The sequence below is a fragment of the Arthrobacter sp. FW306-07-I genome, assembly GCF_021800405.1.
GTDB lineage: Bacteria > Actinomycetota > Actinomycetes > Actinomycetales > Micrococcaceae > Arthrobacter.
The window spans coordinates 3,173,119-3,187,217 of the sequence record NZ_CP084550.1; the positions used below are offsets into that span (position 1 = coordinate 3,173,119).

Annotated in this window: 17 protein-coding genes; 8 read left to right on the forward strand and 9 right to left on the reverse strand. The window is 66.1% G+C overall.

Annotation, left to right across the window (positions count from 1 at the left end; translation table 11 throughout):
• Positions 1 to 30: 30 nt before the first annotated feature.
• From LFT46_RS14670 to asd, 8 genes are all read left to right on the forward strand, one after another.
• Positions 31 to 1,674 carry a hypothetical protein gene (locus LFT46_RS14670; protein ID WP_236820188.1) on the forward strand — a complete coding sequence of 548 codons (1,644 nt, stop codon included), beginning with the start codon at positions 31 to 33 and terminating at the stop codon, positions 1,672 to 1,674.
• Complete coding sequence (locus LFT46_RS14675; protein WP_236799141.1) at positions 1,652 to 2,455, forward strand: thymidylate synthase; 804 nt, start codon at positions 1,652 to 1,654, stop codon at positions 2,453 to 2,455. The genes LFT46_RS14670 and LFT46_RS14675 overlap by 23 nt, the downstream gene beginning before the upstream one ends.
• Positions 2,452 to 3,036, forward strand: a complete 585-nt coding sequence (locus LFT46_RS14680) for a dihydrofolate reductase (RefSeq protein ID WP_236799142.1) — start codon at positions 2,452 to 2,454, stop codon at positions 3,034 to 3,036. Before LFT46_RS14675 ends, LFT46_RS14680 begins: the two co-directional genes overlap by 4 nt.
• Before the next feature lie 4 nt (positions 3,037 to 3,040).
• Entirely contained in the window at positions 3,041 to 3,259 is a 219-nt protein-coding gene (locus tag LFT46_RS14685) for an NF038396 family protein (RefSeq protein WP_018760496.1), read from the forward strand.
• A gap of 113 nt (positions 3,260 to 3,372) precedes the next feature.
• Positions 3,373 to 4,362 carry a hypothetical protein gene (locus tag LFT46_RS14690; protein WP_236820189.1) on the forward strand — a complete coding sequence of 330 codons (990 nt, stop codon included), beginning with the start codon at positions 3,373 to 3,375 and terminating at the stop codon, positions 4,360 to 4,362.
• 23 nt (positions 4,363 to 4,385) lie between these two features.
• Positions 4,386 to 5,024, forward strand: coding sequence for a hypothetical protein (locus LFT46_RS14695; protein ID WP_236820190.1), 639 nt, complete (start codon positions 4,386 to 4,388; stop codon positions 5,022 to 5,024).
• A 2-nt stretch (positions 5,025 to 5,026) separates the two neighbouring features.
• Positions 5,027 to 5,443 (forward strand): COX15/CtaA family protein, encoded by a 417-nt coding sequence (locus LFT46_RS14700; RefSeq protein ID WP_236820191.1) that lies wholly within the window; start codon positions 5,027 to 5,029, stop codon positions 5,441 to 5,443.
• Positions 5,444 to 5,613: 170 nt separating this feature from the next.
• On the forward strand, positions 5,614 to 6,744 hold the full coding sequence (gene asd / locus LFT46_RS14705; protein WP_236799146.1) for an aspartate-semialdehyde dehydrogenase: 1,131 nt from the start codon (positions 5,614 to 5,616) through the stop codon (positions 6,742 to 6,744).
• A gap of 16 nt (positions 6,745 to 6,760) precedes the next feature.
• Here the strand turns inward: asd and LFT46_RS14710 are convergent, their stop codons facing one another.
• From LFT46_RS14710 to LFT46_RS14750, 9 genes are all read right to left on the reverse strand, one after another.
• On the reverse strand, positions 6,761 to 7,330 hold the full coding sequence (locus LFT46_RS14710) for a hypothetical protein (protein ID WP_236820192.1): 570 nt from the start codon (positions 7,328 to 7,330) through the stop codon (positions 6,761 to 6,763).
• 84 nt (positions 7,331 to 7,414) lie between these two features.
• Positions 7,415 to 8,518 (reverse strand): winged helix DNA-binding domain-containing protein, encoded by a 1,104-nt coding sequence (locus tag LFT46_RS14715; RefSeq protein ID WP_236820193.1) that lies wholly within the window; start codon positions 8,516 to 8,518, stop codon positions 7,415 to 7,417.
• A 47-nt stretch (positions 8,519 to 8,565) separates the two neighbouring features.
• Positions 8,566 to 9,633 (reverse strand): UDP-N-acetylmuramate dehydrogenase, encoded by a 1,068-nt coding sequence (locus LFT46_RS14720; protein WP_236820194.1) that lies wholly within the window; start codon positions 9,631 to 9,633, stop codon positions 8,566 to 8,568.
• A 59-nt stretch (positions 9,634 to 9,692) separates the two neighbouring features.
• Positions 9,693 to 10,967 (reverse strand): MFS transporter, encoded by a 1,275-nt coding sequence (locus LFT46_RS14725; RefSeq protein WP_236820195.1) that lies wholly within the window; start codon positions 10,965 to 10,967, stop codon positions 9,693 to 9,695.
• A 10-nt stretch (positions 10,968 to 10,977) separates the two neighbouring features.
• On the reverse strand, positions 10,978 to 11,415 hold the full coding sequence (locus LFT46_RS14730; RefSeq protein ID WP_236820196.1) for a MaoC family dehydratase: 438 nt from the start codon (positions 11,413 to 11,415) through the stop codon (positions 10,978 to 10,980).
• Between the two features lie 2 nt (positions 11,416 to 11,417).
• Positions 11,418 to 11,879 carry an FAS1-like dehydratase domain-containing protein gene (locus LFT46_RS14735; RefSeq protein ID WP_236820197.1) on the reverse strand — a complete coding sequence of 154 codons (462 nt, stop codon included), beginning with the start codon at positions 11,877 to 11,879 and terminating at the stop codon, positions 11,418 to 11,420.
• Positions 11,880 to 11,943: 64 nt separating this feature from the next.
• Positions 11,944 to 12,168: a DUF3188 domain-containing protein gene (locus LFT46_RS14740; protein WP_236799153.1), complete on the reverse strand. Its 225-nt coding sequence runs from the start codon at positions 12,166 to 12,168 to the stop codon at positions 11,944 to 11,946.
• Between the two features lie 40 nt (positions 12,169 to 12,208).
• Positions 12,209 to 13,183 (reverse strand): DUF2797 domain-containing protein, encoded by a 975-nt coding sequence (locus tag LFT46_RS14745; protein WP_236820198.1) that lies wholly within the window; start codon positions 13,181 to 13,183, stop codon positions 12,209 to 12,211.
• A 28-nt stretch (positions 13,184 to 13,211) separates the two neighbouring features.
• Complete coding sequence (locus tag LFT46_RS14750) at positions 13,212 to 14,075, reverse strand: HpcH/HpaI aldolase/citrate lyase family protein (protein ID WP_141942759.1); 864 nt, start codon at positions 14,073 to 14,075, stop codon at positions 13,212 to 13,214.
• Positions 14,076 to 14,099 lie beyond the last annotated feature (24 nt).

The following is a 14,099-nucleotide window of genomic DNA, read 5'->3' on the forward strand; positions in this document are numbered from 1 at the left end:
TAGGGGACGACGCACGCTTTTGGGGGAAAAGTGCAGGCTGCCACGATCGCTGTTGCCCACGACATTCCGCCTGCAGTCATCCTGTGGCCCCTGCTGCTGGCGGCCGCCGTTTATCTCCTGTTGCGGTCGATACTGCGGACAGGCGGCAGGAGAGACGTTGCAGCGGCAGCTGCGCGGCACGCATTGTGGGTTGGGATCATCGGCTGGATGGGCAGTTCGCTGCTCCCAGTGACCAACGCAGGGATACTCCCCGTACCTGGAGCCGCAAATCGACCCATTGAGATCCTGCCGGCCCTCGCCTGGCCTGTTTTCGGCTGCCTGGCTGCACACGTCCTGGGCCAACTGAGCTACTTCGGGTCGCGGTCGATGCCCGCTGGGCCGCGACATATCCGTCGCATCCGGGAGTTCCTGCCCCGCCGCCTGTCCTGGACCGTTGCTGTGGTCTTCCTGCTTTCTGCCGCGCAAATCATATGGACATCCACTCTGCCCGGCTTTTCCCCGCTGCCGTACGAGTCGTGGCCTGACGGCACTGGCAGTTTTGTCCCAAGGGGCGGCGAAGGCCGGATTCCCGGCGTCCAACTCGCGGCATACCTTGGCGGTGCTTTGCTCGTCCTGGTACTTGGAACGCTGCTGGTGCTGGTGCTGGTGGCCCACCGCCCACCGCTTCCTGGGCTGGGCACAGATGCTGATGGCCTGTTGAGGACCATTACCACGAACCGCTTTCTCCGCACGGTTGCAACCGTAGCCTCAGGGCTGGCGGCCATCGCAGGCAACCACGCAGCCCGCCCCGATCCGGCCACCGGGCCGGCCAACTGGCTTAACCCGGCCGGTGCCTTGAACCTGGCCGTCCTGCTGCTGATGCTTCTCTGGGCCCCACCCAGGCTTCCCGGGAGGTCACCGGCCCGCTGGAATGGCGGTGCCGGCCCGCAACCGGTCACCAGGCTGGTGGTGTCTATTGGCGCGGTCATGGGTCTGGCCGCATTTGCGCCTGTGCCTGCAGCAATATTCGCCCCGGGAGCGGTTACCGGGAGCCCCGCGCTCTTCGTGGCCGCATCAGCCGCCGCCGTCCTGGCGGTTGTTGCGCTCGGAGAGCTGCTGGTCCACCGGAATTACGGGGCCGCGGACCAGCCCTGCCACTGGCCGCGCCAGACCGTCCCGCCCGCCATCGCCGGCACCCTTGTGGTGGCGGCGGCCGTTCTTGTGGCGGTCGTCGTCGTTGTTGCGTGGCGGCAGGTGGAGTTGGAAGTGGAACAAACGTGGCCGGTGACTGCCTGGACCAGCGCCGGACTCGTGCTCGTTTCCGGTGTTCCCCTTGCATTTACCCGAAGACGGAGCAGCGTCGCGGCGACGGTCCCGGGGCTCGATACCGCACTCCGCGCCATTACCGTGCACCGCGTCATCCGTACCCTCGCCGCTTTCCTCGCTGCGGAGGCAGGAGTGCTGCTGATGAGCGCAGGACCAAAGCTGCACCGGACATCCCCCACTCTGGACCCGGACCACTGGGGCAACATGTGGGAGGCGGCGCCCGCCGTCGGGGCTCTGCTGGCGGCGGCCGCAGTGGTGGTCGCGGTGATTCCCGTTGCCGGCCACACGACGCGAGCGCGAGCAGCAGCACCGCCAGTCCATGACCCCCAGCCAGTAGACTTGGGGCGTGAGCATCCCAACGCCTTATGAAGACCTCCTGCGCGATGTCCTGGCCAACGGCACGCATAAATCGGACCGTACGGGCACCGGAACCACCAGCGTTTTCGGGCGCCAGATCCGCTTTGACCTCTCCAAGAGCTTTCCCTTGATCACCACCAAGCGTGTCCACTTCAAGTCCGTGGCCGTGGAACTCCTGTGGTTCCTGCGCGGCGAGACCAACATCAAGTGGATGACCGACCAGGGGGTCACCATCTGGAACGAATGGGCGGATGAAGACGGCGACCTTGGCCCGGTCTACGGCGTGCAGTGGCGCAGCTGGCCGACCCCCGACGGCGGCCACATCGACCAGATCGCTGAGCTCATCGAGAACCTGAAGTCGAACCCCGACTCCCGCCGGCACATCGTGTCTGCGTGGAATGTCTCCGAGCTCAACGACATGGCGCTGCCGCCCTGCCACGCGTTCTTCCAGTTCTATGTGGCCAACGGAAAGCTGTCCTGCCAGCTCTACCAGCGCTCCGCTGACATGTTCCTGGGTGTTCCGTTCAACATCGCCTCCTACGCGCTGCTCACGTGCATGGTGGCGCAGCAGGTGGGGTTGGAGCCGGGCGAATTCATTTGGACTGGCGGGGACGTCCACATCTACGAGAACCATATGGACCAGGTCCTCAAACAGCTGGAACGCGAGCCGTACGAGTACCCGCAGCTGAAGATCAACCGGAAGCCGGCGTCGATCTTCGACTACACCCTGGAGGACTTCGACGTGGTTGGCTACAAGCACCACCCTACGATCAAGGCACCGATAGCGGTATGAGCACCGAAAACTTTACGGATCCGCAGTCCTTCACGGAGGAACTGGCCGCCTCAATCACCGGCGTCGGGCTGGTCTGGGCGCAGACCTCCGACGGCGTGATCGGCAAGGACGGGGACATGCCCTGGCACCTGCCCGAGGACCTTAAGCACTTCACCCGGCTCACCACCGGGCATCCCGTCATCATGGGCCGCAAGACGTGGCTGTCCTTCCCGGACAAGTACCGTCCCCTGCCCGGCCGCACCAACATCGTGATCACCCGGCAGAAGAGTTGGGCCGACACACCTGAGGCGGAGGGCGCCGTCGTGGTTCCCTCCCTTGATGATGCGCTCCTTGAGTCGCAGTTTGTCGACGGCGGCGAAACGGTGTGGATCCTGGGCGGCGGCGAGGTGTTCCGCCAGTCCACCGAGCTGGCCAACGTCGCGGTGGTCACCACCATCGATGTGAAGGCCGACGGCGACACGTTCGCTCCCGAGCTTGGCCCCGGTTGGGAGGCCACCGCCTCCGTCCCGCCCGACGGGTGGCTGACGGGGGCCAACGGCACGCGCTACCGATTCACCAAATGGTCACGGACAGAGGGCTAGGAACATGCTGAAGAAACCGGAAACCTTGTTCGTCCTGGGCTACATGCTGCTGCCCCTCCTAGCGCTGCTCTCCGCAATCGTGGGGCTGACGATGATCCTGGGCGGCAACAAGATCGCCGGAGCCATCGTGCTGGTGGTGGTCACGCAGGTCTTCACCTTCGGTGCGTTCTTTGCGCTCCGCGCGCGGAAAGCAGCGGTGCTGGAGCAGTCGGACCAAAGCTAGCGCTTACGGCGGCGGCATGGGGAGGCCACCCCATCGCGGCCGGCCTGCTCCTGCCCTAGGCTGGGGCACGCAGCACTCTGGGGGCTGTTGAATGAATATTGGGGGGAATTCTGGTGGCAGGAACTTTGTGGGGCGCGGACGTCGAGCAACTGCGCACCCTCGCGCAGCAGTTCAGCAAGACGGCGGACCTGCTGCAGCAGCAATCGACGCAACTGAGCAGCCAGATCAACAACAACCCGGCCTGGAAGGGCGCAGACGCCCAGCGATTCCGGTCTGACTGGAACACCAACCACCGGACGCTTCTGCAACAGACCGTCTCGCGGTTGCAGCAGGAATCAAAGGTGCTGCTCAAGAACGCGGATGAGCAGGAGAAGGCCAGTACTAACGGCTCGGGCTCCGGTGGAGGATCCGGCGCGGGTGGTCCTGGAGGCAGCAACGGCCCCCGCCCGCCAATGCCGGGGCAGGGCAGCAACGATCCTTGGGGACCGGACTGGCTGACTGATCCGGACTCCCCGTCCCGCAGCGGCTGGGACATCTACAACCTCACCAAAGCGTTGCCGAATCTCCGGGCAGGACTGTTCGATCTTCCCCATTTCATCAGCAAGGCAGACAACCTCGGCGAGTTCCTCTTCTCTGGAGACTTCCGGAGCGTTGCAAAGGCCGTCCAGGACTCGAACATGCTGAGCCAGTATTTCAACACCTCTTCTGAGTTGTTCGACGGCAGGTGGGACACCGCCCTGAACCTCGCCGAGGGCGGCAAGGCGGCCAAGTTTTTCGAGTTCGGAGGTAAAGCCTTGGGCGGCATCGGAGTTGGCCTTGATGCCCTTGACGCTCTCAACAACTTCAGCAATGGCAATCCTGACGACAACGGCCAAGCCTGGTATTCGGTGGTCAAGGCAGGGTTGGGCGCAGCCGGCTTCATCCCGCCCCCCGTTGGGACCGCTGCAATGGTAGCGTCCGGCGCATTGGCCATCTACGACAATGTTCCGGTAGTCAAGGAAACAGTCAATGCCGTCGGCGCGTCCATCGCTGATGGTGCCAAGGAAGCTTGGGAAGGCGCCGGGGATGCGGCCGAAAAAGTCGGGGACTTCTTTGGATTCTGAGCCCACAACGAGAGGTATTGACGATGACTGAGACAACTGCGGAAGCCATCCCCGACGCCATCGGATATGGCTTTGCCGAGATGGTTACCCTCGCACGTCTGAAGGGCGGGGACGCTGCCGTGCTCAGCGCTGAAGCACTGAGGGTTGATGGCTATCTGAACAACACGGACATGGTGAGCGCAGGCGCGTCCTCACTGGTGGCCCGTGGCCTGGCCAAGGCCGAAAGTGACGGGCTCCTCTCCGTATCAGGACCCACTGCCGCCGTGGCTGCCCTTCTCTCCTCCGCCACCCGCCGCATTGAGATCTCGCTGCTGACGGCCGAAGGGGGCGACAGCGTCGTCTTCATGGAAAGCGATGACATCCATCTGCTGTTCCAGCCCCGCGCCTACTTCACGTGGTGGGCAATGGCTCAACGACCGGATGTTACCGCCGCCGAGGCCAACCTCATGGTTATCAAGCAGCACCTGGACAACAACCCGGAGGGCGGCGCCACTCTCCGCCGCCGCGAGGATCCCACCGGACAGACCCTTTACGTGAAGAAGGGCGGCGATGGGGCATGGACCACCGGTACGGCCGACTCGCAGCAAGAGAACATTATTGAAACCATGGGCGTGGATGAAGCTTCCCTTCTTGAACAGATCCGCACCATCCGTAAGGACTGACTGTGAACTTCGACCGCGACCGTGAACGCCGCAACGACGAAGTGTATGCCGAGCACAAGGCAGCGCTTGCACGGGGTGAGAAACGCGTTCTGCGCAGGACCAATACGGGCGAGCTGCACAGCTATCCCGGGGACGAGATCGGCTTTTCCCCGGGCCGAGGCCAGGCACAGGTCCGGACCTGGTGGGGCATGGGAATAGTGTCTGCCTTTCTGGGGCTCATGTTCCTTGGCTCTTCAGTTCTGTTCCTCGCTTCGTTCGGGCACACCGCAGGGCCCGAGTGGGGCGCGTTGTTCGCCATCGCTTTAGGGGGATTCGGCGCTTGGTACACCTTCGGCTTGGCGAGGGACGAGTACCGGGCCAAGAAGCTGCGTAAGGAACGGCACGCACCGGAACCAGGAGCAGGACATGTCAGCGAGTGACCAGCAGGCAAGCTCCGAATGCAAAGCGGAAAAGCTGCCCAAGGGCAGGAACCTCCCGCGACCGCTCGAATGAATGCCTCAGGTGCCTGCCGCCGTCGTACCTTTCCAAGCCGCCCACGGCGTGACGTAACCGACTGCGCCGTGCCGGATACGAAGTCTAAACTGGACCAATGACTACAGCAGCTACCCCTTCCGTCGGCCTGGTCGGATGGCGCGGCATGGTCGGTTCCGTCCTGATGCAGCGCATGCAGGACGAGGGCGACTTCGCCAACATCAACCCGGTGTTCTTCTCCACCTCCAACGCGGGAGGTGCCGCGCCGTCCTTCGCTGACGGCGCCGGCAAGCTCGAGAACGCGTTCGACCTCGACACCCTGGCCAAGCTGCCCATTATCGTCACCGCCCAGGGCGGCGACTACACCAAGCAGGTCCACGGCGAGCTGCGCAGCCGCGGCTGGGACGGCCTCTGGATCGACGCCGCCTCCACCCTGCGCATGAACGACGACTCGATCATCGTGCTGGACCCCATCAACCGCGACGTCATCGACAAGGGCCTGGTCAACGGCACCAAGGACTTCATCGGCGGCAACTGCACCGTGTCCTGCATGCTCATGGGCCTCGGCGGCCTGTTCAAGAACGGCCTGGTGGAGTGGGGAACCTCCATGACCTACCAGGCAGCCTCAGGCGGCGGCGCGCGGCACATGCGTGAGCTGCTCAGCCAGTTCGGCACGCTCAACGCCGAGGTCAGCACGGAACTGGACGACCCCGCATCGGCCATCCTGGACATTGACCGCAAGGTCCTGGCCCACCAGCGCTCCGACATCGACGCCACCCAGTTCGGCGTCCCCCTGGCCGGCTCCCTGATCCCCTGGATCGACGCCGACCTGGGCAACGGGCAGTCCAAGGAAGAGTGGAAGGCCGGGGTTGAGACCAACAAGATCCTGGGCACCTCCGAGGAAAACCGGGTGATCATGGACGGCCTCTGCGTCCGGATCGGCGCCATGCGCTCCCACTCCCAGGCCCTGACCCTGAAGCTCCGCGAGGACCTGTCCGTCGCCGAGATCGAAAAGCTCCTGGACGAGGACAACCAGTGGGCCAAGGTGGTTCCCAACACCAAGGAAGCCTCGATGGCCGAGCTGACCCCCGTGGCTGCCTCCGGCACCCTGGACATTCCCGTGGGGCGCATCCGCAAGATGGAGATGGGGCCGCAGTACATCAGCGCGTTCACCGTTGGCGACCAGCTCCTCTGGGGCGCCGCCGAGCCGCTGCGCCGCATGCTCAACATCGCCACCGGTAACCTGTAACGCCTACAGATTGCTGTCAGAGCGGCCCTTGCCCGCATGACCGTTGCGGCCCAGCGACGGTCATGCGGGCAAGGGCCGCTTTTGCGTTCCGGGGTGCCGCGCCAGAAACGCGGACAGCCTTTGGCGCAGCTCCCCCGGCCGGTCCAGGTGCTCCCAGTTGATTCGGAAGAACGCCCATCCCAAACTCCTGCAATGCGTTCTCCCGGCGGCGCTCCGCAATCAGCACATCTTCGGCGGGACGGTAATCGGTGTACTTGGCGGCGACGTCGAACTCGATGATTATCCGGGCCTCGGGATCGGCAAAATCAGCCCGGAAAAGACCCTCACGCGTAGGGTTCTCTACCTGCGGGGTGAAGTTGTGCAGACCGAACGCATGGAGCAGCAACCGCGTCCGCGTCTCCCCCGCCGATTCCGACCGCCCGTCCAGCACGTCCAAAAGATCCAAGGCCCTCCTGCTGCCAAGTTTGGTCTGGCTTTCGCCGAGCAGCCGGCGCCTGGACTCCCCGCCGGCACCCTTTCGAAGCGCGTGGTCGCCGATCACCGTGGCTTCCTCCAGGGGGAGGATACGGGCGCAGTCCAGGATCATCCGGTCGAGGCTGGTGGTGAGACGTTCCGTTGCTGCCTGAGGCCGGTCATGCGCGCAAGAGCCGGTTATGCGGGCAGGGGCCGGTCAGGTGGCCAGGAATGTTGTGTAGCGCTGCGCGGCTTTGACGAGGGCGCCCTGGGCGGCAGGACCCAGCGGCTGGGCTCCGTCGAAGAATTCGGGTACGACGACGGCACCCGGCCCCGTGCCCTGCAGTCCCCAGGTGCCAATGACCTTCCCCGCGGCGACCACCGTCTTCTTGAAGACGCCGTTCCCGCCCGGCACGATCAGGTCGGAATGCCCGGGGTCCAAGACGTGCGTCCGGTCCGTGTAGCCGAGGACAAATTCGTCGAAACCGGGCAGCAGGTGCACGGACCGCGCGCCCGGAAGGCCGGTGTCCAGGAGGGCGGCCACGTCGGGTGAGAGCCAGTAGCTGGTGCCCTCAACCTCCAGTTCCGCCAGCTTTTGGCGGACGATCTCAAAGGCGGCACGTACCTCGGTCAGCGGCAACTGCGTCCACCAGGCGAAGTCGCGAAGCGTGGCCGGGCCGTGACTGCGGAAGTAGCGCAGCAGGAACTCAGGGAGGGCCTCCTCCCGCTCCAGGCTGCGGGACGCCGGAATCCACTCATCGAAGGCCGCGACCAGCTGTTGGTTTCCGGCAAGCGGCCCCAGAACCAGCCACCCGTGGCGGCACAGCGAACCCAGGAGGTGGATTCCCCGCTGGCCGTGCGTCGGCTGGCCTCCGGCGTCGAACACCTTGAACAGCTCAGAACGGCTGATGGGGCTGCCACCCAGGATGCGGTCCAGCGCCAGGTCGCGTGCCTTCTCGATGTCGGCCCACGCAATGTCCAGCTGCCGGTGCCGCGCCGCGATGCTCCTGGTGAGCCGTTCGGCCGTGAGCTCCAGCATCCAGCGCAGGTCCTCGGGAGCCACCAGATGAAGCGTTCCGCGCATGGGCCAGGATCGGACCACTTCGCCGTTGTTGATGGCAGCCCTGACGTCGGCGCTGCCCACCGCGGGCACCCTGGCACCTACGGCCCAGAGTGCTGCCGGCAAGTCCTGCGCCTGCATGGCGGTCATCCACCGGACCGCCTCCGCAGCGGAGGTGGCAGCATCCCCGGCAAGGCGCTGGGATGCAAGCCTCAGCCGCCCCATCATCCTGCGGTCGCGGAGCGCACCCTGTGCAGCCATGCGCCCATCCTAGGCCCGCCTGCGGCAGGCGGGACAGCGGGGAACGCTTAGAGCTCCAGGCCGATCAGCAGCGGCTCCGGGTGCAGCGAGATGCCAAAGCGGTGTTCGACGCCGGCGCGCACCTCCCGCGCGACGGCCACCATGTCGGCGGCGCTGGCGGAGCCGCGGTTGGTGATGGCCAGGGTGTGCTTAGTGGAGAGCGAGGCACGGCCGCCGGCCACGCCTTCCGGCTCCAGGCCAAAGCCCTTGCCGAATCCTGCCTGGTCGATCAGCCACGCTGCCGAAAGTTTGACCTGGCCGTCCTGGCCGGCCGGGTAGCGTGGCGCCGCTTCCGGCAGCCTGTCTGCCACGTCGGCGGAAACGATGGGGTTGGTGAAGAACGAGCCGGTGGAGTAGGTGTCCCTGTCCGTGGCGTCCCACACCATGCCCTTGGAGCCGCGCAGCCGGAGCACCTCACGGCGGACATCGTTGGCGTACGCGCGTTTGCCCACCTCCACACCGAGGGCGCGCGCCAATTCGGCGTACCGGATGGGGGCGCTCATCCGCCCCAGCGGCAGCTGGAATTCAACGGTGAGCACCACGTACCGGGGCGAGCCGTTGACGGTGGTCTGCTTAAGGATGGAGTCCCGGTAGCCGAACTTCAGTTCCGAGTTGGTGAAGGTCTGCACGGCATTCCGCTGCCGATCCCAGGTGCGGACAGCGGCGATGGTCTGCGAAACTTCCGCACCGTAGGCGCCCACATTCTGGACGGGAGTGGCGCCGGTTGAGCCGGGAATGCCGGAGAGGGCCTCGATGCCGGACCAGGCATGGCGGACGGCGTGCTCCACCAGCTTGTCCCAGTTATGGCCTGCCTGCACCACCACGGCCACTCCCCCACATGAGTCCTCGGCGTTGACCGTGAACCCCTCCGAGGCGATTTTGATGACGGTCCCCGGGAACCCGTCGTCGGACACCAGGAGGTTGGACCCGCCGCTGATGATCAGCACCTGCTCACCAGCCGCATCCGCGGAACGGACGGCGTCGATGATCTCCGCCTCAGTCCGCGCCTCGATGAACGTACCGGCGGGGCCGCCGACGGCGGACGTGGTCAGGGACGAAAGCAGGGTGGGAGTCACCGATCCACAGTACTTGAAGTTACTCGATTGCGCGCTTCCGGAAGAGTAGAACTGAGTACTTATGCAGCCTTCCGGGCCACCGGCGACAGCACGAAGCTCACAGCGAGCATTACCATCACGGCCAGGAGTGAATGCAGGATGCCCACGTGTTCGGCCAGCAGGCCAAGCAGCGGCGGCCCGCACAGGAACGCCCCGTACCCGATGGTGGATACCACCGATACCCGGGCGGCGGCTTTGGCTGGATCGTCGGCCGCGGCGGACATGCCCACTGGAAAGCCCAGGGAGGCGCCCAGGCCCCAGGCCGCCAGCCCAACGTAGGCGAGCCACGGCGCCGGGGCGAAGACGAAGATGCCAAGGCCCACCACGGCCATCGCGGCGCACCACCGCATCACCGGGACCCTGCCGAACTTATCGAGCAGCACCGTCCCGGCAAAGCGCCCGATGGTCATGAACGTGACAAAGAGGCCATAACCGGCAGCACCGGCGGCATCGCTCTGCCCGTGGCCGTCCGCCAGCCCCAGGGCCACCCAGTCCCCCGCGGCGCCTTCAGCCAGTGCAAGGCCCAGCACCAGGACCCCGAGCAGCAGGGTCCGCCGCTCCCGCCAGGCCTGGGCGATCCTGCGCTTGTTGTCCAGCGGCGCCTCCGCCGTTCCCGCGGCAGGAATCACGGGGATGGGTCCTGTAGTGGGGTCCTCGAAATTGTCCGGGGAGTAGCTGCGCTCGCCCGGCACCGGCGTAGTATCGGCACGGAACCAGGACGCAGCCGTCGCCACCGAAACAGCCACCACCGCCCCTGCCGCTGCCAAGTGCCAGAACACGGGCAGGGACACGGCCGCAGCCAGCGCACCCAGCCCCGCCCCGGCTACCGTTCCCAGGCTGAACGCCCCATGGAGCCGGGGCATGATGTGCCTCCCCACGGCCCGTTCCACCGCCGCGCCCTCCACATTGGAGGCAGTGTTCCAGCTCCCGGTACCCAGGCCGATGATGGCCAGGCCGACGGCTGTGGCCACCGGGTTTGCCAGCACAGTTGTGCCAAAACCGGTGGTCAGCAGCCCGGCACCCACCACAATGCTGCCGGTGCGGATGGTCCGCTTGGAGCCCAGCCGCAGCACGATCAGCCCCGACATGGACACGGAAGCGAACGAGCCCAGCGTCATGCACAGCAGGATGATGCCCACGTTGCCAGGGCTGAGGTCCAGCGCGTCCCGGATGGCCGGCAACCGGGAGACCCAGGAGGCAAAGGCCAGGCCGCTGGCCCCGTAGGCAATGACGACGGCGTTGCGCCAGGCGGTGACTTGCGCGGCGGTGGCGGTGGTTCCTGCAGGAGTGGTCAAAAGGTGCAGCTTAGGACAGCTTGACGAGGGCCTGGGCCTTCATCAGGACTTTCTGCCCGGCGGAGACCACTGTGAGGTCGATACGCGCCGTGTTGGCTTCAGCGTCGAGCTTCCCGATGATGCCGCTGACCTCGATGCTGGCTCCGGGCTGGTCGGTCCCGGTGGTGTCCGTGACCAGGACGGGCTTGGTGAAGCGGGTCTGGAAATCGACGACGGCGGCGGGGTCGCCTGCCCAGTCAGTCACCAGCTGGACGGCTGAGCCCATGGTGAACATGCCGTGGGCGATCACGCCCGGCAGTTCCACGCTGGTGGCGAAGGCTTCGTTCCAGTGGATGGGGTTGAAGTCACCGGAAGCGCCGGCGTACTTCACCAGGTCTGTACGGGTCACCTCGATGGTACGGCTGCCGATCTCCTGGCCGGGGCTGAGTTCGTGGATGCTGAGGCTCATGGCTACTGTCCCTCTCCGCGGACCAGGATGGATGACGTGGTGGTGGTGACGGGTTCCCGGGAGTCGCCGGAACCCAGGGCGAAGATCTCCGAACGGGTGGTGATCATGGCACCGCCGCCCATGGCCCGGACGCCGTCCACATGCAGTTCCGCCACCAGGCGGTCGCCGGCAATGATGGGCCGGTGGTGGGTGAAGCGCTGGTCTGCGTGGACCACGCGGGAGAAGTCGATGCCCGCTTCCGGATCCTGGATGAGCTGGGCATCGGCGCGCTGGGCGATGATGATGGCGAAGGTGGGGGGCGCCACCAGGTCGCTGTGGCCCAGCGCCTTGGCTGCGTCGATGTCGAAGTGTGCAGGGTGGATGGCCTTCACGGCGCGGGCGAACTCGCGGATTTTCTCGCGGCCAACGTCGTACACCTCTGCGGCAGGGTAGCTTCGGCCCTGCAGATCCGGATTGATAGTCATGGATTCCAGCCTATCGTCCGCGTCTTGGCCGTTAGAAAAGGCCCGCCGCGGTTTTTGGCGCCCGCTACCGGCGGAGGTTCCGGCGGATGGCCTGGCCGCGGACCACGAGGCCTACGACATGCAGGACCAGGCCCAGCCCGATCAGCGGCAGGGACGCCATGGCAAGTCCTTGGTTGCCACCAGTGTTGCCGATGAGGTTGAGGATGATACCGACGGCGATCAGGCCCATCGCGCTGAAAACCAGGACTTTGTAGCGGGTCGGCGCAGTGGCCCAGAATTCGTTCAGCACCGTCCAAGTCTACCGGCCGCGCCCGGCGTCCCGGGCTGGGTCAGAACAGGGCTTCCTGCACTGCGGGCACCTCCGAAACAAAGTCACCCAGGACAATCGTGCGGGCGGCCAGTTGGGACAGGTTAACCACAAAATCCGCGTCCGAGCCGTCCAGCCGGGCCAAGGCGTTCGCGCCGCTCAAGGCAGCAATGCCGAACCCGTGCTGCCCCGCCTCCAGGGCGTGCGGGTATGCATGGCGGAGCTTGTTTCCAAAGATGGCATCCCCGTACAGGGCATCAGCATGCGCGGGCCTGCTCCACTGCTCATCGACAGGTTCGAAACCGTCGACGGCGGTGCGCGCCAGGAGTGCTCGAACGTCACCGGCGGCACGGGCATTGACGGCGTCCAACGCCGTGGCTGGGAGCGGCTGCAGCAGTGCTTCGGCTTTGGCCGCGGACCGCACCTGCTGCGTCAGCCCGACGTCGGCCGTCACCAGGTCCTCAAGGATCCGCACCACCCGGCCGTCCTGCGCCCGGGCAACATAGCGCGCAACCGCGGCCCCCTGCTCCGCGAGCCGGCTCCACTTCCGTGGGCCGGACGCCGTCCCCACCTTGGTGGCGCCGCCGGCAAAGGTTGCCACGTAGAGCCAGTGTTCCTGCATCAGGTACTCCCGCAGGCCGGGAGTCACGCGGCCGCCGCGGTGGAAGTCGTGCATCAGCCGCGACTCGTCCAGCACGAAGCACCGCTCGCACTGCTTTCCCCGGATGGCCGGGGCAGCGGAGGCACAGAGAACGTGGCTGCGCGAGCCGGCCTGTCGCATCTGCACATGGCCCAGGCAGAACCTGCCGGGCTCCGCCACCTGGAAGCCGAGCCGGTGTCCCCGGCGCAGGGCGATCTCCCGGAACTCCCCCTCCGGTGACTGGAGGCGCAGAACCGGGCCGCCGCCGTCGTCCGCTGTCCTATCGGGTTCCGCGGGCTGGACAGCCGGCGGGCCCTCCCAAAAGACCCCGTGGACCAGATAGCGTGTATCGGTCAACGGGGTCTCCTGATGTGTGTGGGGGGTGTTACAGCGCGGGCTGCACCCCAAAGGCTACCGCGAGCTTCATGATCTTCTCGGCGCGGCCCAGGCGGGGCAGGTCGGAGCCATCACGGATGACGCGGCCGTTGGCCTCGAAGTCGTTCATGAAGTCGGTGGCCCAGGCGACGTCGGACGGCGTGGGGCTGATGACCTCGTTGATGACCGGGGTCTGGTCGATCGCCAGGCAGAGCTTGCCGGTCATGCCCATCATCACGGTGATGCCGGTCTGCTCGCGCAGGATGGGGTGGTTGGTGCCGACGGTGGGGCCGTCGATGGGGCCCGGCAGGTTGCCGACGCGGCTGGCGACCACGAGCTTGGCGCGGGGGTAGGCCATGGCTTCCGGGGTGGCGGCCATGCCGGTGTCCCGGCGGAAGTCGCCGGAGCCGAAGGCCAGGCGGAACGCGCCCTGGGCCTTGGCGATGTGGTTGGCTTCCTCGATGCCGAGGGCGGATTCCACGAGCGGGATGACGGGCGTCTTGCCGTCCATGCGGTGGTAGCTCTCGGTCACCTGGTCCGCGGATTCGGTCTTGGCGAGCATGACGCCCAGCAGCCCTGGGGTGCCGCGCAGGCCGGCGAGGTCATCAGCCCAGAACGGGCTGGTGGCGTCGTTGATCCGGACCCAGGCCTTGCCGCCGGCGGTAAGCCAGTCGATGACGTTGTTCCGGGCCTGGTCCTTCTGCGAGGGGTCCACGGCGTCTTCAATATCCAGGATGATCGAGTCCGCGCGGGAAACGGCCGACTGGTCGAAGAGTTCCGGCTTCATGGCATTGACCAGCAGCCAGGAGCGGGCGATCTCGGCGGGGATATTGCGTTCCGGCCTAACGGTTTCGGCGGCGATGGTAGACGTCATGCTTTCTACAGTATCCGGCCCGGA